The following is a 21,375-nucleotide window of genomic DNA, read 5'->3' on the forward strand; positions in this document are numbered from 1 at the left end:
GCGGGCGCGAAGCCCGCGCCTTACCCCCGCTGGCTCAGTGCCCGGCTGATCCGGTGCTTCGACACGGTGGTCTTCGGCACATGGAACGGGAACCAGCTGCGCACGTCCTCGTCCAGCCCGATGCCGTGCATGTAGTTGTAGATGGCCTTCTTCAGCGCACGGCCGAGCGCATCGTGATCCACGCCGGTAGGGTCATGGAAGCCGACGTCGTTCTTGGCGAAGGTGATTGGCGGCAGGGGCTTGAGGGTAACGCCGTATTCCTCGGGGTTCTGTCCCACTGGTGAATGCACCGTACAGGCGAACCGGTGGAAAAAGCCGCTCTGGATGCAGCCGTTGTCGAACAGTTGCCGCACGTACTCCAGCGCGTCCACGGTGTCCTGCACGGTCTGCGTGGGAAAGCCGTACATCAGGTAGGCATGCACCAGGATGCCGGCGTCCGTGAAGGCGCGCGTGACCCGTGCCACCTGGTCGACCGAAACGCCCTTCTTCATCAGGTTCAGCAGGCGGTCCGAGGCGACCTCAAGGCCGCCCGACACCGCAATGCAGCCGCTGTCGGCCAGCAGTTCGCAAAGCTCGGGGCTGAAGGTCTTTTCGAAACGGATGTTGCCCCACCACGAAATACCGGTATCGCGCGCGATCAGTTCGGTCGCAAGCGCCTTGAGCGACTTGGGCGGCGCGGCCTCGTCGACAAAGTGGAAACCGGTCTGCCCGGTTTCGCGCACGATGGCCTCGATGCGGTCGGCCAGCACCGCGGCGGACGCGCCTTCGTAGCGGCCGATGTAGTCCAGGCTGACGTCGCAGAAGCTGCATTTCTTCCAATAACAGCCATGCGCCACGGTCAGCTTGTTCCAGCGCCCGTCGCTCCACAGCCGGTTCATGGGATTCAGCATGTCCAGCAGCGACAGGTAGCGGTCCAGCGGCAGCCCATCCCAGGTGGGCGTGCCCACTTCGGCAAAGGCGATGTCGGGTTCGACCATGTTGACGTAGCGCACCGCGCCCGTGTCCGCGTCGCGCAGGAAGGTGCGCACCAGGCGCTGGCGCGAGCGCTTGCCCTGCAGGTGCTCCAGGAGCGACAGCAAGGGACGCTCGCCCGCGTCCAGGGTCACGTAGTCGAAATAATCGAAGACCCGCGGGTCTTTCAGTTCGCGCAGTTCGGTATTGACGAAGCCGCCGCCCAGCACGGTGACGATGCCGGGATCGTGCGCCTTGATGGTCTGGGCGATGCGGAAGGCGGCGTAGACCGCGCCGGGGAACGGCACGGACAGGAGCACCACGGTGGGTGTGTGGCGGGCCAGCGCTTCTGAAGTCAGGCTGCGCAGCATGTCATCCACCAGCGTGGGCGGCGCCGCCAGCGCCTGGGCCAGCGGGTCGAACGTGGGCTGGCTGCCCGCCAGCGATTCGGCGTAGCGCACGAACTCGAAACGCGGATCCACCGCGTCGCGCAGCACGTCGGCCAGGTCGTTCAGGTACAGGGTCGCCAGATGCTTGGCACGGTCATGCAGGCCCAGGGCGCCGAAGGCCCAGCCCAGCGGATCGCCGCCGTCTTCGTCCAGATACACGTCCAGCGAACTGAAGCGCGGCCCCTCGGGCAGGAAATGGCGGCCGACGATGCGGTGCGCCAACGTCGAATCGCGGCCCTGCAGGAAGGCGATCACAGGCCCGATGGTCGCCAGATAGCGCGCCTGCTGCGCCGCGAAGGACTGGACCGCGGGACTGTGCTTGTTCGCCGGCAAGGCAGCAACGCGTTCCGCCACGGCGCGCAGGCCGTCGGCCGACAGCAGGCGCAGCACCAGGGCCAACGCCAGATCTTCCTGGAACGAGGTCACCTCGCGCGACCGCAGAAAGCCGGTCAGGTAGGCGGTGGACGGATACGGAGTATTGAGCTGCGTCATCGGCGGGATGACCGACAGCACGCGTAAAGGCAGAGAGGACATGAAGCACGGCAAGATTGCCGTCAAAGCGGGGATCGGGGCCATTATAGGCAGCGCGGCAGAACCAGACCCGCCGCCCGGCAACAACCGGCGGGTTGGGCCGGACGCAGGCGTCAAAGATCGCCGAGCACGCGGGGGTCGAATCGCCAGCGGTGGTTGCCATTCACGCAGCACACCGCCATTGTCTTCTTATCTCGCTTCGGACCGATTTCCCTGAGCTTCAATTCGCCATCGCATACCGGGCACTGGCCGCCAATCTCCGTATAGAAAACCTCGCCGGCGCGATTGGCCTCCAGGTTGCACATCATGAAAAACCGCGAATAACGCTTGCGTTTCAGGTCATTGCCGGTATCCAGGCTGATGAAACTCAGGAATATCAGGATGAACCACCACGCCGACATCCCCCAGGCGTAGACGCCCAGGGCGGTGATCGCCAAGCCCGCCGCGCCGGCAGCCAACAGCCAGACCGTCTTGACGGGCTTGCCGCGCAGTCGCAGGGGGACAATGTGGTAGCGCTGGAATGCTTCAGCCCAGCTGCCGCGAGAGGCCGCGGCGGCTGGCGGACTGGCGGCGGGCCGCGGATTCGTCACCGCCGGCGGTGTCTCGTTCGCCGCAAAACTGCCGGTGTCCGATGCGAAGATGTTCTTGCTAGGCATGTTGCCCAGCACTCTCGCGCATTCGTCGCATACGCTGTTCTTGCCCTTGTGGGCGGCTCCGCATCTAGAGCAATGCACGCTATCCCCTCGCAGTCGAAACTTTAATCCGGCACCATTATTACCATTATTCTTGGGTTCCCGCCGCAACCCGTCCCGCCAGAAGTCACCCCATGCGCAACCGATCAGACCCATTCGCCCCGCCCCCCAAGCAACGGAACGTCCGCCTCAATTCGCTGCTCTGGATCCTGGAACCGCTGGAACGCGATGCCGGCTACCTGCGCCGCAAGATGTTCGGCTGCGATGCCGCCTACCTGGACGGCCTGCTGTACCTGGTCGCCGCCGATCGCGAGGATCCCTGGAGCGGCCTGCTCGTCTGCACCTCGCAGGAGCGCCACGAGGCACTGTTGGCGGAGTTCCCCGCCCTGCGCCCGCACCCCGTGCTGGGGAAATGGCTGTACCTGCCCCAGACCGACGAGGACTTCGAGACAATCGCGGCGCGGTTGGCGCAGCTTGCGCTGGCGCGTGATTCGCGGATGGGGGTGGCGCCCAGGCCGCGGTCGCGACGCCGGACCTGATCCGGGCCGGTCGCGGTCAGCAGTTCACCGCGCTTGCGGCAGCACCCGCCAGCTCCACCCTATTCCCGCCCAGCGCCTTGGCCTGATACAGCGCCCGGTCGGCCGCGGCCAGCGCGTCGGCCAAGGGCGGAACCTTGTCCTCGAATTGCGCCAACCCGACGCTGACCGTGGCCGGTATGCCCAGACTGTCGTCCCGACCGGACACCGTTACGGAAAAGCGTTGCGCCACGGCCGCGCCCAGCACCGTTGCGCGGCGCGCGTCGGGACCGGCCAAAAGGGCGGCGAACTCTTCGCCACCGATGCGCGCAAGCAACACGTCGTCGCCCAACACGCAACGCGCGCTGTCGGCGAAGAATTTCAACACCTGATCGCCCGTCTGATGGCCGTACCTGTCGTTGATGGCCTTGAACTGGTCCAGATCGAAGGCCAGCACCGCAACCGGCCCGCGCCCTGCCCCGCCCTCGATAATGCGCGCGCCCTGTTCGAAGAACCAGCGGCGGTTGCCCAGGCGGGTCAGATAGTCCGTCTGCGACTCTCGCAACAGCTGGCCGTGGGTCTCTTCGCGGATCAGCTTGAGCAGCGTCATCGGCAGCACGATGGAATACAGCACGCCTTCGTACATGGTAAGGGTGCTGGCGGTCAGGTGTATGGCCGGCCCGTGCTCCGCCACCCACCAGGGCAGGATGAAGGCGCGCGCGGCGTAGACCAGTGCGTGGAGGGTTACCGCCGCCGTTGCAATGCGCAGCGGCGTCAACGACCTGAGCGACTGGCACCGCAGCAGTTCCCAAGCGGTCACGCCGCTGACCAACGCGATCGGGAATGCGCTGATGTACTTCCAGACGAGATCCTCCCACTGTGCGCCGGCCGCCAGCCAGATCAGCGCCATGACGACCAGCAAACCGATGGAAGCGCCCCGATGGCGCCTGCCGCTCAACGAGGCCGCGCCGTTCATGATGAGGAGATAGCCGCTGAGGACGATGAGATTGGCGACGGCCGAGCCCAACGGGCTGGGAAGCCTCGCGCGAAACAGCGCGACAGTGCAGCCCACGGCCAGCGTGGCGAAGCCCGCCGCCAGGATGCGCAATGATCCGCTGCGGCTGGGGTGGGTCCGATGCTCCCAGAACGTCAGGCCTGCACTGGCTAGCAGCGTTCCGATGATGATGAAGTAAAGGGTGAGGAGATCGACGTACATCTTCAACGCGTGGATATCGCGCCGCAGCAATCGCCGCAGCCAGCAAGGATTCTACGTGGGAAATGCGTCATGGAAACATAGCGTAACCCCTGTCACAACTTGGTTGCGCGTCATGCAACACCGGACCGCGCAGCCGTCTCTTCAAACGAAAGAATCCCGTGCAAGTGGCAAATTTGCCACTCATCTACAATTCGTGGCGGTGCCGATTGCCAACTGCAATCGGGCAGTAGCTCACAGGTAGTAATGACGCGCGCGAAGACACCCGCTTCCAAGAAGAGAAGTCCCCCAAGCAGATCCAAGGCCCGGGCCGGTTCCCGATCCAGCGGCCGCTTCCCCCGATTCCTGAAGGCCCTGCTGTTCTCGTCGCTGGCGAGTTTCGGCGCGGCGACCTATATGCTGAATCCGCAGTGGCGGATCCCGGCGTCGGTGCAGGAAGTCATCACGCGCCTGGGATGGCCGCAGCAGCGCCAGACCGCGGCGCCCGCGGCGGTGCCGACCGCAGCGCGGACAGGGGCGCCTGTTCAAACAATGTTTGCCGAATGCCGGCAGTTCTTTCCGCATTCGCGCCCGCCGGAAGTCCCGGGCGGCCAGAAGCTGCGGGAGGTGTGCTTCTCGGCCTTCGCCATCCTGCACGACGGGCAGACCAAGACGCCGGTATTCGTGGCGGAACGCCTGAATCGCCAGATGCTGACCCAGGCCCAGGGGCAGCGTCGCACCGACAAGTTCTACGCCGAAGCGCGGCTGCCGCGCGCCGAACGGGCCGAGCTGGACGACTACCGCGGCTCCGGTTATTCGCGCGGCCACATGGCGCCGGCGGGCGACATGTCCACGCCCGAAGCCATGGCGCAGAGCTTCTCGCTGGCCAACATGGTGCCGCAGGATCAGATACACAACGGCGGCGCCTGGAGCAGCATCGAGCAGGACACGCGCAAGTACGTGATGCGCGCCGCCGGCGACGTCTACGTCTTCACCGGTCCCGTCTATGCCGACAAGCCCAAGACCATAGGCGCGGGCGTGGCCGTGCCCACGTACATCTACAAGGTCGTGTATGACGCGACCACCGGGCGCTCGTGGGTGCATTGGCAGGCCAACGCCGCCAGCACCAAGGCCGGGCCGCCGATCAGTTACGAAGAATTCGTCAAGCGCACGGGCATCCGGGTGCTGCCGGCAGGCAGCTGATGCGCGGACTGACGAGCCCGCTCATAGTTTGGACTCGTAGAACTCGACTTCGATGCGGTCCGCGCTCAGATAGCCGCAAAGATTGGCCGGAAAGCGGGCTCGGCTGCACGCGGTGTAGGCGTTTCCGTACAGCACCGCGGTCTGCAGGAAATTGCGGCTGAGCGCCGTGCTGTCGGAGTGGATGGAGCGCGTGAGTTCGGCTTGCAGCTGCTCGCTCGCCGCGCGCATCGGCCGCAGGATTTCTGATTCGAACTTGCGGGCTACGGTTGCTTCGGCTTCGCTCGCCGGCACGCTGGAATGCTGGGGATCATAAGCGTCCAGCAGCTCGTTCGGAGCGCGGCGCGCGCAATAGAACGCCTGATAGTACGAGCCCGTCGCAGGCCGTTTGAGGCGAGCTTGGGCCAGGTAGACCAAGGAAGGCACGGGGGAACTCCAGGAGATCAAGGTGCTGGTCGTGCCCGGCTTCACCGTGCTCACGTACGCGGGCAGGCAGGCGCCCAGTGGCTCACGCCTGGACCGCAGATCCGCCAGCCTTGCGGCGGCGTAGCGGTCTCCATAGCGCAGCACGTCCTCGTAATTGCCACTGAGATGGCTGCCTATGATTACCCCTTGCACCACCCAGACGCAGTAGCCCTCGACGGTCAGCCCGTCCTGGCAATACGTCGCCAGCGCGCGCTTCATGCTGGGTCCCATCGCCTGGAACCCCAAGTCCAGGGCAGCCGAATATGCCTTGAACAAGGCTTCGCTTCTCCCGTCACCCAAGCCCAGCGGGGCGCCGAGGGTCGAAGAGGCCAGCACGGCCGCCGCCACCGAAGCAAACAATGCCATATCACTTCTCCAGTTGGGTGGCCGACAGCCGGCTGCGGTCGCGCGCGCTCAGCACCGTATCGGGATAGCGGTACGCCCAACGTCCGTCCTTGCATTGATAGACCCGCCCGCCATAGACGACGGTCGAACCTTCGCTGTAGTAGTTCAGATGCGCGGCATCCGAGGGGCGGGTGAAATACTCGCAGGCCTGGCCGGCGTAATCGAGCCCAGGATCCTTGGCGGCGGTCTTGGATGAAGGGGATGGATCCGGCGCGCCGGCGGGGGCATTGCGCGGCTTGTCGCGGCTGGCGGCGTTGTTGCCCCAGGGGTTCAGGGCGGGATCGGTGCTATAGCGCTCCTTGATCCGGTCGCGGTTGCGCAGGTAGTCGGCTTCCTGTTGTTTCGCCCGGGCCCTGGCCGCCGCGTTCTGCGCATCTTCATATTGCTGCCGCAGCCGGTCCTGCGTCTCCTGGTTCAGCAGCGCATCATCCTGCTGGCTGGAGTCTCGCAGGTAATCGCTCAGGGCGCGTTGCGCCGCATCGATGGCGGCGTCGGCATTGCCGCGCGAGGAAGTCGAGGAACGCGACTTCCCGGTGGCCTCAATGGCCTGCCCCGGTCCCGCGAACGCCGCGTGGCCGATGCCGGCCGACACGATGGCCGCCATAAGGCGGACCGCAAGCGTGGCCATAGGAAAGCTCCCCGAGGATGATCGCGCAAACGCCGCCGCCTCCAGGGACTGGCCGTGCAGATGGCCGGCCCGCGTGCGGTGTATCCATGATAGATCGCGCCATTGCCGCGGGAATCAGCCAAAAGGAGGAATCCTCCCCTACCCCCGCCGCGCCGCCTCAATGGCCGCGATATCGATCTTGCCCATCGTCATCATCGCGTCGAACGCGCGCTTGGCTGTGGCGGGATCGGGGTCCGAGATCGCTTCGATCAGCACGCGCGGCGTGATCTGCCACGACAGGCCCCACTTGTCCCGGCACCAGCCGCATTCGCTGGCCTGGCCGCCGTTGCCGATGATGGCGTCCCAGAGGCGGTCGGTCTCGGCCTGGTCTTCGGTCGAAATCTGGAAGGAAAAGGCCTCGCTGTGCTTGAAGGCCGGGCCGCCGTTCAGGCCCACGCAGGGTATGCCCGCGACCGTGAACTCGACGGTCAGCACATCGCCCTGCTTGCCCGAAGGATAGTCCCCCGGCGCGCGCAGAATCTTTCGCACAGCGCTGTCCGGAAAAGTCCGGGCGTAGAACTGCGCGGCTTCCAGGGCATCCTGGTCGTACCAGAGGCAGACGGTATTTTTGCTGGTCATATTCATACTCCTGCCGATAGCCTTGCAAGCACGACGGCGAGCGAGACTTCGGCGCATATGGCGAGAGGCCTGGATCGGCCTCTCGCATCCCGCCTTACGGCGTCACGATGTTGAACCAGAACGGGAAATCATCCAGCGCCCCAAACACTTCGGCCAGCTTGGCCTGATCGCCGCTGACCTTGACGTCGCCCTTGGCCATGGCGTCCTTCAGCGTGGTCTGCTTCAGCATGATGTTGTTGAGCGTCTCGCGGCTAAGCGACACGCTGGCGCTGGGATCCTTGGCCGCCTTGCCTTCGGAATGGTTCAGCACGCTGTTGGCCATTTCGAGCATGTACTTCTGCTTCGTGTCGGTGAAATCCACGTTCAGCACGACGTGCTTGCCCTCGGTCTTCTCGCGGTTCAGCCGCACCGCGAAGTAGTCGAACAGCATGTCCAGCGTCATGGCGCGCACGGTGTCCGGGCTGGCGGTGTCCGGCACCGGCAGCTTCTGCACGCCTTCACGCAGTTCCTTCGCGCCGGTCAGGTAGAAGTTGCGCCACGGGCCGCTTTCGGCCTGGTAGCCCAACTGCTCCAGCGCATCGGCCTGCAGGTTGCGCGCCTCCTGGTTCTTCGGATCGGCGAACACCGCGTAGTTGACCACCTCGGCCACCCAGCGATAGTCGCCCTTGGCATAGTATTCGCGCGCCTTTTTCACCACGGCGTCCACGCCGCCCATCATGTCGACGTAGCGCTTGGCGCCCTCTTCGATGGGCAGGGTGTGCAAGGTGGCGGGATTGCCGTTGAACCAGCCCAGGTAGAGCACGTAGGTCGCGCGGACGTTGTGGTTGACGGAGCCGTAATAGCCGCGGTTGGAGAACTTGCTGGCAATGGACTTGGGCAGCTTGACCTGTTCGGCGATCTCTTCCTTGTTGTAGCCCATGTTGGCCAGGCGCAAGGTCTCGTCGTTGATGTAGCGGTACATGTCACGCTGCAGGCTCAGCTGTTCGCGCACGTCCTTGTTGTTCCAGACCGGCCAGTGGTGCATGGCGTACATCACTTCGACATCGTCGCCCCACAGGTTCAGGGCCTCGTTCAGGTACTTCGACCAGGCCAGCGGATCGCGGATCTTGGCGCCGCGCAAGGAATAGGTGTTGTGCAGCGTGTGGGTGGAGTCCTCGGCCGTGTTGAGCGCCTTCTTTTCCCTGATGTAGTACAGCATCTCGGCAGGCGCTTCGCTGCCGGGCGCGTACAGGAATTCATAGGTCAGGCCGTCGATGGTGCGCTTTTCGCCGGTCTTTTCGATGATGTCGGTGGGCGGAATCAGCGTGACCGTGCCCGCCGAGGTCGTCGTGCCCAGGCCCGCGCCCACCTGGCCCGTCGCGCTGGGCGGCAGCAGGTTCCCGTACATGTAGCTGGCGCGGCGGCTCATGGCCGTGCCGGCCATCACGTTTTCGGCCACGGCGTGTTCCAGGAATCCCAGCGGGGCATAGATCTTGACCTTGCCCGCCTTCACCTCGGCCTCGTCGACCACGCCGCGCACGCCGCCGTAGTGGTCCACGTGGCTATGGGTGTAGATGACGGCCACGACAGGCTTCTTGGGACGGTGCTGATAGTAGAGGTCCAGCGCGGCCTTGGCCGTTTCGGTGGAGATCAGCGGATCCATGATCGTCAGGCCTTCCTTGCCTTCGACGATGGTCATGTTCGACAGGTCCTGATTGCGGACCTGGTAGATCCCGTCCATCACCTGGAACAGGCCCGAAATATTGATCAGTTGCGCCTGGCGCCACAGACTGGGATTGACGGTGTCGGGCGCATCCGAGCCTTCCTTGATGAAGCCGTACTTGTCCGAATCCCAGACCAGGTTGCCCTCGGCGCCCTTGATCATGCCGGCGGGCAGCGGCGCGATGAAGCCTTTATGGGCCAATTCGAAGGCGGTCTTGTCCGAGAACGGCAATTCCTTCAGAAGGGCCGCGTTGGCCTCCTTGGTGGAGGCCTCGGCGGGCTTGGGTCCATTAGCCGCCCATGCCGGCGCTGCAAGCGCGAACGCCAGGGCCGTCAATGCGGCTGGCGCCGAGCAACGACAGCGCCTGGACGGCAGGCGTTGCTGTGCATGGAAATCGGTCGCGCGGCGAAGCAGCTTCATGATCACTTTCTCCAGACGGGTAGAGGACAAACCGCCCTGAATATGGCGGTCCGGCAAGCAACTGAGTCAGGCGAATGCAGAGGACAAGATCAAACTTGCAGGGGACGAAGCGTGAGGCCGACGCGCCGGAGGAGAAAGGAATCAGCCCGGATGAGCGATCGCATGCGACGGGGTGTTGGCTGTATCGAACAAAGCCTACACATTTTTCCTTCTAAATCAATCGTGGATTGCAATTAATCACGTTTCGCATTGCGAACGGCGGCGCCTCCATTTATCTTTGTCAGACTGAACGCGGTCGATACCCACCCCAGGCATGGCATATTGCATGGAGCTTCGATGAGCCCCCGGTCTAGCCACGCAGGCATGCGCAAGCGCAAAATCGGCCTGCTTGCGGTACTGGTCGCCCTGGCCGTGCTGAGCGTGGCCGTCGGCTTTTCCAACGCCATGTACTCGAGCTACCAGGTACAGAAGGCGCAGATCATCAAGAACGCGCTGGCCGCCAACCACGCGCGCGCCGAAAAACTGGCCGAGGTCATCGACGTCTATGTCGCCGCGTTGCACCGCCAGGCCCGGAGCGCCGCCGACCGGCTTCCGGGCTCCCTGGGCAAGCCCCAAGCGCTGCAGGATGAGTTGCAGCGCCTGGCCGGCCAGATCGATTCGCTGCACGCGGTCATGCTGGCCGACGCCGAGGGCCGTATCGTCGCCCGTTCCCCCATGGGGCAGCTCGCGGATGCCAAGGTCCTGCGTCTTGCCGACCTGGGCATAAGCGCCCAGGGCCCAGCGTCCTGGGTGACGACAATACCCGGGGCGCAAGCCGCGGTGCTTACCGTGGCCGAACCCGTGGAAGACGCGGCCGGCGCGCCCCTGGCCTACCTGGCCATCGCCATCACGCTGGACGCCGGCAGCGGCATGGACCGCATCATCGGCGACCGCGACGAAATCGCCGGCATGTCGGTGTTCCTGGTCGGCAGCAACGGCGACGTGCTGTACCGCAGGCATGCCCCTGCCGGGACGTTCGATCTGGCCAGCCTGGAGCCCGCACGGCACGGCGGCGCCGCCCTTTATCCGAAGGCGGACGGCGGCGCCATATTGATCGGCTACGCGCCTTTGGCCAAGGGCAATTGGGCCGTGGTGGCTCAGCGTTCGCTGGATCAGGTGCTGTCGCCGCTGCGCGAATTGCTCGGGGATGCCCTGCGCTCGGCCATCCCGGCGATCGTGCTCACGCTGTTGCTGGTATGCGGCCTGGCCTATGCCATCGCCTCGCCGCTGTCGCGTCTGACGCGCGCCATGAGCGCGGGCAAATCGCCTGGCGTGGACCTCGGACGGCTCAACGCATGGTATGCCGAGGCCGACACCTTGCGCGACGCGGTGGAGCTGACGCTCAACCAGCATCAGGACGAGGTGGGTCGCCTGAATACCCAGGCGCTGACGGATCCCATGACCGGACTATTGAACCGCCGCGCCATGACCGACGTGCTGGACGCCTACGCGGCCGATGGCGCATCCGTGGCCGTCATCGCCATGGATCTGGACCACTTCAAGCGCATCAATGACAGCTTCGGCCACATGACGGGCGACAAAGTGCTGATCGCACTGGCCGAGGTAATCCGCGCCGGCCTGCGCGACCAGGATCGCGCCTTCAGGGTGGGCGGAGAAGAGTTCATCGCCCTGTTGCCTACCGGCTCGGCCGAAAAGGCGTGCGAGATCGCCGAACGCCTGCGCACCGCCGTAGCCCGACGCCTTATGCCGGACAGCGTAGGCCGTGTAACCGTGTCGATCGGCGTCGCGCTCTGGCCGCAGGACGGGGAATCCGCCGCCGACGTCATACGGCGGGCGGACGAAGCGCTCTACGAATCCAAGCAGCTAGGCCGCAACCGCGTGACGCTATGGCGCGACCGCGCCACCACCGAACAGTCCCCTCCGAACAAGCGCAATTGAACACACGGTGACCAAATGAACTATTCCCTCTTGCTGGCGGGTTTGGCTGTCCTGTTCTTCGCGCTGCTGCTGCTTGCCATGAGAATCGGAAGACGGCTCGGACATGGCGCGGACGACAAAAGCGGCGCGGGGACCGCCGCCATCGAGGCATCCGTGTTCGCGCTGCTGGGCCTGTTGGTGGCCTTCACGTTTTCGGGCGCGGCCCAGCGCATGGCCGAGCGCCGCGACCTGCTGGTCCAGGAGGTCAATGCCATCGGGACGGCGTGGCTGCGCATCGACATGCTCGATGCCGCCGACCAGCCCAAGCTGCGCGAGCAGTTCCGCCGCTATGTCGACAGCCGTATCGAGTATTACAGCCACGTCGCCGCGCTGGATCAACGCGAAGCGATTGCGGCCCGCGTGGGGGCCCTGCAGAAAGAAATCTGGACCACCTCCATGAGCGCGGCGCGCCATGCCGTGCCGCCCTTTGCCGCGTCGTATGTGGGCGCAGTCAACGACATGTTCGACGTGTCCACCGCGCAGACCGTGGCGCAGAAGGTTCACCCGCCCGTTGCGACCTATGCCTTTCTGGTCTTTCTGGCCCTGGTCTGCGCCTGCCTCATCGGATCGAAACTGGCCTTGTCCCAACGCGACAGCCTGCTGCATCAACTGGTCTATGCCGTGGTCATGACCGCTGCGATATACATCATCGTGGACTTCGAGTTTCCACGCATAGGCACGATTCGGATCGACCAGAGCGATGCGCTGCTGGCCGCCCAGCGGCAGGCCATGGTTGACCCGCCTGCCGCGGCCAAGTAGATTCGCTGACGCCGCAAGGCCGGCTGCTGTTGGACACGCATTCATTCCGGAGATGACATGCCCCCGCCCGTGATGATGGTGATACGGCGTTCAGGCTGGTTGCTCGCGCTGCTTGGCAGCGCAAGCTTTGCTCCTGCCATGGCCCAGGGCCTGCGGCTAAGCCAGGACGACCTGCAAAAGCGCGCCAACGGGGTGCTCGCGATCATGTCGTTCTCCATCGTGCCCGACATCACGACCAGTTCCCTGAACATAGGCGGAGGCAGCGGATCGGTCTCGGGATCCAGCGAATTCGCCATGACGCAGCAGGGCGGCGGCGACACCATCTCCAAATCGGTCCCCATCTACCTGGAAGGCGTGCTGGCCGCCAGCCGCTACGATCCGACCTTCGTCGCCACGCAGGGCGCCGAATCCCGCAGCATCCCCACCAAGTGGAACAGCTTTTCGGCCACCGGCGGCATAGGCTGGGACTTCAAGCTGACCGACGAACTGAAGCTGCGGCCCATCTTCAATTTTGCGCTGGGCAACGTCACCAGCGACCTGCGCGCCGCCAGCTGGTATGTGGGCCGCCAGACCGGCAAGGACATCAGCTTCCTGGACAAGGGTTCGCTCAACGCCTATGGCCTGGGCGGCTCGCTGATGCTGGACTATGAGCATTACCGCCCCGGTTACGAGGTCGACGTGGAGCTGCGCTATTCCGACATGCGCTTGCAGAGCTTCAACAGTTCTGCCGCCGTCGAGGGCCACGCCACGGCGCAATCGGCCAATCTGTGGGCGCGCTACCGTGCGCCGACGGGATTCGTCATGCTGCAACGGCCGCTGCGCTACGTGCTGGAGCTGACGCACTCTGAGTTCCTGGGCGACCAGCGCGGCATCTTGGGATTCGACCGGCTGACCTCCGTGGGCGCCGGCCTGGAGCTGGATTCCAGCGCCTATGACGTGATCATCACCCGCACCCGGCTGGTGGGCCGCTATGTGTTCGGCACCAATGTGTCGGGCTTCTCCGTCGGGCTGGCAGTGAGCTTCTGAGCCGGCCGCCGGCGGAATTGCGCCGGATTTGTTACTCCCCCCTCTCCGCCCGGCGATGCCAGACTGTTTCCAGGCCGCCGAGCAGCCAGTCTGCGCGCAGACCCTTGCGCCAGGGCCTCGGCCCGCGATAAGGAGGTAGGAAATCATGACTGCATCAAGCAATGGCGCGCCCATGCGCACGCCCCCGGTCGTCTCGCCCCAGGACTGGGAAACCGCCCGCCAGCAACTGCTGGTCAAGGAAAAAGCCCACACCCGCGCCCGCGATGCGCTGGCCGCCGAACGCCGGCGCATGCCCTGGACGCCAGTGACCAAGGCCTATGCGTTCGAAGGCCCGTCGGGCATGCTCGCCCTGCCCGACCTGTTCGACGGCCGCCGCCAACTGATCGTCTACCGCGCCTTCTTCGAGCCGGGCGTGTATGGCTGGCCGGAGCACGCCTGCCGCGGCTGCTCCATGGTGGCCGACCAGGTCGCGCATCTGGCGCACCTGAACGCCCGCGACACCACGCTGGTCTTCCTGTCCCGGGCGCCGCAGGCGGACATTGCGCGGCTGAAAGCGCAGATGGATTGGAAGATGCCCTGGTACACGCTGACCGATGGCTTCGATACCGACTTCGGCGTGGACGAGTGGCATGGCACCAATGTGTTCTACCGCGACGGAGACCGCATCTTCCGCACCTATTTCCTCAACAACCGCGGCGACGAGCAGATGGGCGGCACCTGGAACTACCTGGACATCACGCCGCTGGGCCGCCAGGAAGTCTGGGAGGATTCTCCTGAAGGCTATCCGCAGACCCCGACCTACAAGTGGTGGAACTGGCACGACAGCTACGTGCCGGACGCGCCGCCGGACAGAAAATGGGTCGAGATTTCCGATGCGGGCGAGGCCGCATTCCGGGCGCAGAGCGCAGCCGCCAAACGGTGAGCGGGCGGGCGGCTGGCCGGGCGCGGCCGCTTGCCGTATTCATTGGTAATTAAAATAACCAATAGATACACAAGCTCAAACAACAGCAATTATCGGGGTCCGATGACCGTGCTAATTTATGCGCCCGCCGACCTTCGGCCCAGGCGCATCCCCAGCGTCCCCGTCAGGCGGCCGTTGCCGGGCCGCTGCGCCCTCCTACCCCTATTTGACGAGAACCCATGCACAAGAACCTCGAGAGCGACACGATCATCGCCCAGGGAAAAAAGCGGATGTCCGGCCTGCTGCTGGCGGCGGGCCTGGCGCTTGCGGCAACCGCGCCGGCCATGGCCGTACCGCCGATCAAGGCGCACGGCGCGCCTGCCGCTGCACCCGCCACGGCAGCGCCCTCGGGTTCGGTGCAGAAGACCGACATCCAGAACCAGGCCGCCTATGAGCGCCTGATGAACAACAGCGGCATCACCCTGCAATGGCTCTGGTCCGCGCAGCGCGGCCACCTGACCGCGACGGATGAAAACGACGTGGTCCGCATCGAGGGCACGCAGGCCAACCACGAAGGCACGCTGAAGATCAAGGGCGATATCGTCTCCATCGCCAGCGACCGCTTTATCTTCCGCGGCACGATCCTGATCCTGGACGCGCCGGACAAGGGCCGCCGCTGCGAACGCAACGGCGAGTTCGAGTTCCGCGCGACCGGCAAGCGCAAGTACTGGCGCCTGCAGCAGATGGAAGCCTGCGGCGGGCTGACGGACTACGTGGACGTGTACTACTGAGCCCAGCCTGCAAGAAGGCTATGCTTGCGCATCGATGCCGGCGGCCTCCTCATGCCGCAGTCCGCCGGCGCCACGGCGCGCGGCATATCTGAGGAGGTTTACATGATCACCGAAGTGGACAAGAAGCACCTGGCGCGCTGCGTCGAGCTGGCGAAACAGGCGCTGGAAGCGGGCGACGAACCCTTCGGCTCGGTGCTGGTTTCACCCGACGGCGTGGTCCTGTTCGAAGACCACAACCATGTCTCCAGCGGCGACCGCACGCGGCATCCGGAATTCGAGATCGCGCGCTGGGCCGCCAGCAATCTGCCGCCGGCCGAGCGCTCGGCCTGCACCGTCTACACCTCGGGCGAGCACTGCTCCATGTGCGCCTCCGCGCATGGCTGGGTGGGCCTGGGCCGGATCGTCTATGCCAGTTCTTCTGCCCAGTACCGGGAATGGCTGCGGGAATGGGGCGTCGCCCCCACGACCAAGGTGCGGCCGCTGGCCATCGCCGAAGTCGTGGACGGCATACCGGTGGAAGGTCCCGTGCCGGAATTCGCCGAACAGATCAAACTGCTGCACCAGGAAAGAATGCGCCGCCGCGGCTAGGCGGCGCCCTGCACGGTTCGCCGTTACCGCCCGTCTCAATCGTCAGCAGCAATCCGCAGTATTCTCGCTGCACCGCACTATGAACAGGACTCCCGCATGCCCTCTGCCCTGACCAAATGGCTCACCAGCATCGCGTTCGGCCTGCTAGTCGCCTGGGCCAGCGGCGGCGTCGTCAATCCGGTCATGCAGCAGGCGCTCGGGCTGGCGGACTTGACTGGGCTTGCCTATATGGCGGCGCTGGACAGAATGCTGATCACGACGGGCGTCGTGTCGCTGCTGATAGGCGTGGCGCTAGTCGCAGCGCTGGTCCGCATTCCAAATTTTCGCCGCCTGATCGGCTGGGGCTGCGCCATGCTCGGCCTGGCCGTCCTGCTGAACCTGCTCGGCGCCGTGCTTGCAATGGAACCCGGCATCTTCAATCCGGCCAGCGGCGGCAAGCAGGCGGCCAACGACGCCTATACGGCGCTGTTTTTCTGGGCGCTGATTTTCGGCCTGCCTTATCTGGCCGGCGGGCTGGCGCTGACCATAGGCGGCTGGGTCCTGATCCGCAAGAATCCCGGCCCGGGCGCGGCCAGGCCGGCATGACACGGCCGCCGTGCGCCCTTAAAGTGTGAAATTAACCGGAGCTCCGCAAGCTCCCATCTCCCTGTTTTTTCTGGCCCTACTCGCTCCATGTCCAACCTCATCGTCCACGGCGGCACCCCTTTGCGCGGCCGCGTCATCCCTTCGGCCAACAAGAACGCGGTCCTGCCTGTGCTGTGCGCCACCCTGCTGACGGACCAGCCGCTGCGGCTGCACGGCGTGCCCGACATCACGGACGTGCGCAAGATCCTGGACATCTTCCGCACGCTGGGCAGCGAGGTGCGGCTGGACGAGTCCACCCGCACCCTGGACCTGCATCACCGCGACACCGCCTTCGACGCCGCCCGCCACCGGCTGCCCGAGGAAATGCGCTCTTCCATCATGCTGGTGCCGCCGCTGCTGGCGCGCTTCGGGGTCGCGCGCCTGGAAGACAACGTCAAGGGCTGCACCCTGGGCGTGCGCGAGATCGATCCGCACGTGGACATCTTCCGCTCCTTCGGCGGCGAGGTGGAACGCGCCAGCGGCTCGCTGCTGGTCCGCAGCAGCGGCCCGTTGAAGCCGACCCACCACTGGCTGGACTACGCCTCGGTGACGACCACCGAGAACTTCGTGCTGTGCGCCGCCGCCGCGCAAGGCGAGTCGACGCTGACCAACGCCGCCTCCGAGCCGCACGTGCAGGAGTTCTGCCGCTTCATGGCGATGATGGGCGCGGACATCGACGGCATCGGCACCTCGCGGCTGACGGTGCGCGGCGGCGTCAGCCTGGGCGGCGGCGAATTCACCTTCGAGGAAGACTTCCACGAGATCACCACCTTTCTCGCGCTGGGCGCGATCACGGGCGGCGACGTGGTGGTGCGCAACAGCACGCCCGCGAACTTCCCGCTGATCGACCGCACCTTCGCCAAGTTCGGCGTGCAGATCGTGCACGAGAACGGCTGGTCGCGCGCGCTGCGCTCGGGCCCCTTGAAGGTACAGACGCCCTTCACCAGCAATGTGCTGACCAAGGTCGAAGCGGCGCCATGGCCCTATTTCCCGGTGGACCTGCTGCCCATCTTCATCGCGCTGGGCGTGTGCGCCGAGGGCAACGCCATGTTCTGGAACAAGGTCTACGACGGCGCGCTGGGCTGGACCGGTGAGCTGTCCAAGTTCGGCGCGCACGTGTTTTCGTCCGATCCGCACCGGCTGATCACGTTTGGCGGCCGGCCGCTGACGCCCGCGGTGGTCGAAAGCCCCTACATCATCCGCGTCGCCATCGCGCTCTTCATGATCGCCAGCAGCATCGACGGCCGCTCGGAAATCCGCAACGCCACGCCGATCCGCCGCGCGCATCCCCGCTTCGTCGAAAACCTGCGCAGCCTCGGCGTGCAGGTGGAATGGACCAGCGAGGAGTAAGCTTTCCAGATACGCACGCCACGGCGCGCATAACGGGAGCGGGCCGACCGGCTCCCGGCGCGGCGCGCCGCCCTCCTTAGGTCATGGCCTCTCACGCAGGAGGCGTACTCCATGCCGCGTCCGAACCCATAGGCGGCCAGGGCCTGCTTCGCAGGCCCCAGTTTCAAAGGTTGTTCACGAAGCAGCACCTTCAAGGAGGTGTGTGATGAGCCAACTTTCCGATAGCGCCCTGGATGATCTGAGAGCCTCAGCCCGAGGCCAGGTCCTCTGCCCGGGCGACCCCGGCTACGACGACGCCCGCAAGATCTGGAATGCGATGATAGACCGCCGGCCGGCGGTGATCTTCCGATGCGCCGGCGCCGCCGACGTGCGCCGCGCCGTGGATTTCGCGCGCGACAACGGCCTGGTCCTGTCCGTGCGCGGCGCAGGCCACAACATCGCAGGCACCGCGGTCTGCGAAGGCGGCATGATGATCGACCTGTCGCCGATGAAGTCGGTGCGCGTCGATCCCGTGCGCGCCCGAGCCTATGTGGAGCCCGGCGCGACGCTGGCCGATTTCGACCACGAGGCCCAGGCTTACGGCCTGGCGACGCCGCTGGGCGTGAATTCCACCACCGGCGTGGCCGGGTTGACGCTGGGCGGCGGTTTCGGCTGGCTGACCCGCAGGTTCGGCATGACCATCGACAACCTGCTCTCAGCCGATGTCGTCACCGCGGATGGCAAGCTGCTGCACGCCAGCGAACAGGACAACCCGGATCTGTTCTGGGCAATCCGGGGCGGCGGCGGCAATTTCGGCGTGGTCACCATGTTCGAATTCCAGCTGCATCCGGTCGGACCCGAGGTTTATGGCGGCCTGGTCGTGCTGCCGCTGGAACAGGGTAAAGAAGCGCTGTCGAAGTACCGCGATGCGCTGGCGACCCTGCCCCAGGAACTGACGGTCTGGGCCGTGCTGCGCCTGGCTCCGCCGCTGCCGTTCCTGCCGCAAGCGGTGCACGGCAAGCCCATGGTTGCCTTCGCCATGTGTTATTCGGGCGATCCGGCCAATGGCCCAGCCGCGGTGGAAGTGGTGCGCGGCTTCGGCACGCCTTATGGCGAGCACCTGGGCCCCATGCCCTACGCCGCCTGGCAAAAGGCCTTCGACCCGCTGCTTACACCCGGCGCCCGCAATTACTGGAAGTCGCACAATCTGGGCGGGCTGGAAGACGGGCTGATCGACGCCATAGTGGCGGCGGTGGAAAACCTGCCTTCGCCGCAATGCGAGATCTTCCTGGGCTACATCGGCGGCGTAGCGGCGCAGGTGCCGGTGTCCGCCATGGCCTATCCGCACCGCTCGGCGCAATTCGCCATGAACGTGCACGGCCGCTGGGACTTTCCGGAAGAAGACGAGCGCTGCATCGCCTGGGCCCGGACGCTGTTCCGGACCACGGAGCCCTATGCGCAAGGAGGGGTGTACGTGAACTTCCTGACGCAGGACGAACCGGAGCGGCTGGGCGCGGCCTACGGCCCGAACTTCGACCGGCTGGTCCAGGCCAAGACCCGCTACGACCCGCAGAACCTGTTCCGGCATAACCAGAACATCAAGCCGGCGTCGCCTTGAACCCTGCGGACGCGGCGGGGATCCGACTAGCGGGCGCCGGACTTCCCCGCCGCGTTCAGGGCCGCGGCCGCTCGGATCAGCGCCGCCAGGGCCGTTTCGTCCAGCGTTTCCCCCTCGCGGATATCGATGGCGCGCCGCGTGTTGCCGTCCAGGCTGGCGTTGAAGAGCCCGGAGGGATCCTCCAGCGCCGCCCCCTTGGCGAAGGTCAGTTTCACGGCGCTTTTGTAGGCTTCGCCGGTACAGATGATGCCGTCGTGCGACCACACCGGCACCCGCCATTTCCATTCCTCGACTACGCCGGGATCGGCCTGCCTGATGATGGCCCTGACCCGCGCGAGCGTCTGGCCGCGCCAGTCGTCCAATTCTCGTATCCTGGCGTCTATCAAGGCGGAGGCCGTCTCTTGCGTTGCCTCTTTGGTTGCGTTGCTCGTCTTGGTGTTCATGCCATGTCCCGGGAAAGATCGCAGACGGATGCGTCAGGAAGAATACCTGCATCGATCCCGGAAAATTTGTTAACTTGGTTAGCAAACCAAAATAGCTAGCACCGTAACGGGGTCACGGAAGAGGAGAATCAAGCGCAATGGCCAATCTGGTTTTGCTGCTGCTGGGCGTGGACTATCTGCGCAAGCGCGCCCGCGGACTGTATGTCATCGGCGGCCTGCTTTTCATTACAGGCGTCACGCTGTTCATCGACGCGCTCGATAATGCCGTCTATTTCCCGCTGAATTTCTTCGCGGCGTTGCTGGTCCTCGAAGGCCTGGCCACGCTGGTGATCGCCAAGTCCGGCGTGGGGGGACAGCGGGTGCTGCGCTATGCCAAGGGCGCCATCGTGCTGACGGCGGGCATCCTGGTCCTGATCGGCCACCATCACGGGCATTTCGCGCTGTCCATGCTGTTCGGCCTCATGTTCCTGGTGGACGGCCTGATCCAGTGCACCGCCGCCTACGTGGTGCGCTATGACCGCTGGCGCTATGTCTTTGCCTCGGGCGTGGCCGAAATACTGTTGGCCATCTTCTTTTTCCAGCCCTACCCGACCCATTACGTCGGCACGGTGCCGTACTGCCTGGGCCTGTTCCTGGCGTTTACAGGGCTGCGGCTGCTGTCGCTGGCGCGCCGCGTCCGCCACCTGGACTCCAACCCGGCGCTGGACGTCAATCCGCATCCGGACTTCATGCCCACGCGCGCCGACGCCCATGCGCAAAAGGTGTTCGACGGCCCGCCGCTGGAATCGGAGCGCGCGCTGACCGTGCACGTCTGGACGCCGTCGGGTTCGGCCAAGACCGAGACGCGCAACTATCCCGTGGTGAACCGCTACATCGCCGCCGTCGACATCAACGGCGTGGTGTCGACCGGCCACGCCGCGCTGGAATCACCGGAAGGCGTGTACATCAGCCTGTATCCGGCCCAGGAGATCGACCACTCTCCGGAACAGTTCGGCACCCTGCTGCGCGCCACGGCCGAAAACAACGTGCCCGGCGTGTACCAGCCCGACTACGCGACCGAATCCAAGGCCTGGACCCCGTCCACGATGCGGGTGCGCATCCGCAACTACGACGCAGCCAAGCTGCAGGCCTTCTGGGACGAATACCGCAAGACCGAGATCTACAACCTGACCCACCGCAACTGCTCCAGCTCCGTGTCCAGCGCGCTGGAAGCGGCGCTGGACGGCGTGGTGGGACGCCTGCACGGCCCGGATGCCGGTTGGCGCGTGCTGCTGCGCCTTTTGCTGACGCCGGAACTGTGGGTGGCGGCGCAGATCCGCAAGCGCGCGCTGACCATGGCCTGGACCCCGGGCCTGACGCTGGACTATGCCCGTGCGCTCAGCATGCTGGCCGACCCGCGCCCGTTCGGCTGGTGGAAGATGTCGCAGGACGCGCTGCGCCAGATCGCGCGCATGCGCGCCGGCTGGCGCAAGCAGGACCGCAAGGCTCAGGCCCGCAATGCGGAGCAGGCCGAGTCCTCGCAAGGGGCGCAATGACGGCCCCGCAACGCGC

General features: G+C 65.5%; 20 protein-coding genes. 12 read left to right on the top strand and 8 right to left on the bottom strand.

What is annotated here, in order from left to right; genetic code table 11:
- Positions 1 to 20: 20 nt before the first annotated feature.
- Both IB268_RS22955 and IB268_RS22960 read right to left on the bottom strand, forming a co-directional pair.
- Complete coding sequence (locus IB268_RS22955; protein ID WP_192354865.1) at positions 21 to 1,934, bottom strand: radical SAM protein; 1,914 nt, start codon at positions 1,932 to 1,934, stop codon at positions 21 to 23.
- Between the two features lie 110 nt (positions 1,935 to 2,044).
- Positions 2,045 to 2,587 carry a hypothetical protein gene (locus IB268_RS22960; RefSeq protein ID WP_192354866.1) on the bottom strand — a complete coding sequence of 181 codons (543 nt, stop codon included), beginning with the start codon at positions 2,585 to 2,587 and terminating at the stop codon, positions 2,045 to 2,047.
- Positions 2,588 to 2,757: 170 nt separating this feature from the next.
- On the opposite strand from IB268_RS22960, the gene IB268_RS22965 reads away from it, so the two are divergent.
- Complete coding sequence (locus IB268_RS22965) at positions 2,758 to 3,162, top strand: hypothetical protein (RefSeq protein ID WP_119451283.1); 405 nt, start codon at positions 2,758 to 2,760, stop codon at positions 3,160 to 3,162.
- Between the two features lie 16 nt (positions 3,163 to 3,178).
- Here the strand turns inward: IB268_RS22965 and IB268_RS22970 are convergent, their stop codons facing one another.
- Positions 3,179 to 4,354: a diguanylate cyclase gene (locus IB268_RS22970; RefSeq protein ID WP_054456489.1), complete on the bottom strand. Its 1,176-nt coding sequence runs from the start codon at positions 4,352 to 4,354 to the stop codon at positions 3,179 to 3,181.
- A 243-nt stretch (positions 4,355 to 4,597) separates the two neighbouring features.
- On the opposite strand from IB268_RS22970, the gene IB268_RS22975 reads away from it, so the two are divergent.
- On the top strand, positions 4,598 to 5,533 hold the full coding sequence (locus IB268_RS22975) for a DNA/RNA non-specific endonuclease (protein ID WP_192354867.1): 936 nt from the start codon (positions 4,598 to 4,600) through the stop codon (positions 5,531 to 5,533).
- Positions 5,534 to 5,554: 21 nt separating this feature from the next.
- Here the strand turns inward: IB268_RS22975 and IB268_RS22980 are convergent, their stop codons facing one another.
- The 4 genes from IB268_RS22980 to IB268_RS22995 all read right to left on the bottom strand — a co-directional run bounded on the left by IB268_RS22980 (position 5,555) and on the right by IB268_RS22995 (position 9,768).
- Positions 5,555 to 6,361: a hypothetical protein gene (locus tag IB268_RS22980; RefSeq protein WP_192354868.1), complete on the bottom strand. Its 807-nt coding sequence runs from the start codon at positions 6,359 to 6,361 to the stop codon at positions 5,555 to 5,557.
- A 1-nt stretch (position 6,362) separates the two neighbouring features.
- Positions 6,363 to 7,028, bottom strand: a complete 666-nt coding sequence (locus IB268_RS22985; RefSeq protein WP_125472362.1) for a hypothetical protein — start codon at positions 7,026 to 7,028, stop codon at positions 6,363 to 6,365.
- Positions 7,029 to 7,166: 138 nt separating this feature from the next.
- Positions 7,167 to 7,646, bottom strand: coding sequence for a VOC family protein (locus tag IB268_RS22990; RefSeq protein ID WP_054456268.1), 480 nt, complete (start codon positions 7,644 to 7,646; stop codon positions 7,167 to 7,169).
- A gap of 94 nt (positions 7,647 to 7,740) precedes the next feature.
- Complete coding sequence (locus tag IB268_RS22995) at positions 7,741 to 9,768, bottom strand: alkyl/aryl-sulfatase (protein ID WP_225591463.1); 2,028 nt, start codon at positions 9,766 to 9,768, stop codon at positions 7,741 to 7,743.
- 363 nt (positions 9,769 to 10,131) lie between these two features.
- Here IB268_RS22995 and IB268_RS23000 point away from each other — a divergent pair, with 363 nt between their 5' ends.
- The 9 genes from IB268_RS23000 (at position 10,132) to IB268_RS23040 (ending at position 19,381) form a co-directional block, all read left to right on the top strand.
- Positions 10,132 to 11,706, top strand: a complete 1,575-nt coding sequence (locus IB268_RS23000; protein WP_192354869.1) for a diguanylate cyclase — start codon at positions 10,132 to 10,134, stop codon at positions 11,704 to 11,706.
- Positions 11,707 to 11,721: 15 nt separating this feature from the next.
- Positions 11,722 to 12,504, top strand: a complete 783-nt coding sequence (locus IB268_RS23005; RefSeq protein WP_054456266.1) for a hypothetical protein — start codon at positions 11,722 to 11,724, stop codon at positions 12,502 to 12,504.
- 57 nt (positions 12,505 to 12,561) lie between these two features.
- Positions 12,562 to 13,530, top strand: a complete 969-nt coding sequence (locus IB268_RS23010; RefSeq protein WP_192354870.1) for a hypothetical protein — start codon at positions 12,562 to 12,564, stop codon at positions 13,528 to 13,530.
- Between the two features lie 172 nt (positions 13,531 to 13,702).
- A complete protein-coding gene (locus tag IB268_RS23015; protein ID WP_217472161.1) occupies positions 13,703 to 14,452 on the top strand; it encodes a DUF899 domain-containing protein in 750 nt (249 codons plus the stop codon).
- Positions 14,453 to 14,670: 218 nt separating this feature from the next.
- Positions 14,671 to 15,222 carry a hypothetical protein gene (locus tag IB268_RS23020; protein ID WP_119451278.1) on the top strand — a complete coding sequence of 184 codons (552 nt, stop codon included), beginning with the start codon at positions 14,671 to 14,673 and terminating at the stop codon, positions 15,220 to 15,222.
- Positions 15,223 to 15,324: 102 nt separating this feature from the next.
- Entirely contained in the window at positions 15,325 to 15,810 is a 486-nt protein-coding gene (locus tag IB268_RS23025) for a nucleoside deaminase (protein ID WP_054456486.1), read from the top strand.
- A 96-nt stretch (positions 15,811 to 15,906) separates the two neighbouring features.
- Positions 15,907 to 16,395 carry a hypothetical protein gene (locus IB268_RS23030; RefSeq protein WP_125472369.1) on the top strand — a complete coding sequence of 163 codons (489 nt, stop codon included), beginning with the start codon at positions 15,907 to 15,909 and terminating at the stop codon, positions 16,393 to 16,395.
- A gap of 87 nt (positions 16,396 to 16,482) precedes the next feature.
- Complete coding sequence (locus IB268_RS23035) at positions 16,483 to 17,784, top strand: UDP-N-acetylglucosamine 1-carboxyvinyltransferase (RefSeq protein WP_054456262.1); 1,302 nt, start codon at positions 16,483 to 16,485, stop codon at positions 17,782 to 17,784.
- Positions 17,785 to 17,989: 205 nt separating this feature from the next.
- Positions 17,990 to 19,381: an FAD-binding oxidoreductase gene (locus tag IB268_RS23040; protein ID WP_192354871.1), complete on the top strand. Its 1,392-nt coding sequence runs from the start codon at positions 17,990 to 17,992 to the stop codon at positions 19,379 to 19,381.
- A gap of 26 nt (positions 19,382 to 19,407) precedes the next feature.
- Here IB268_RS23040 and IB268_RS23045 read toward each other — a convergent pair whose 3' ends face one another.
- Entirely contained in the window at positions 19,408 to 19,824 is a 417-nt protein-coding gene (locus IB268_RS23045) for a DUF1801 domain-containing protein (RefSeq protein WP_119451275.1), read from the bottom strand.
- Between the two features lie 137 nt (positions 19,825 to 19,961).
- Here IB268_RS23045 and IB268_RS23050 point away from each other — a divergent pair, with 137 nt between their 5' ends.
- Positions 19,962 to 21,359 (top strand): HdeD family acid-resistance protein, encoded by a 1,398-nt coding sequence (locus IB268_RS23050; RefSeq protein WP_054456259.1) that lies wholly within the window; start codon positions 19,962 to 19,964, stop codon positions 21,357 to 21,359.
- The last annotated feature ends 16 nt before the right edge of the window (positions 21,360 to 21,375 follow it).

Source organism: Achromobacter sp. ACM01 (genome assembly GCF_014851745.1).
GTDB classification, from domain to species: Bacteria; Pseudomonadota; Gammaproteobacteria; order Burkholderiales; family Burkholderiaceae_B; genus Achromobacter; species Achromobacter aegrifaciens.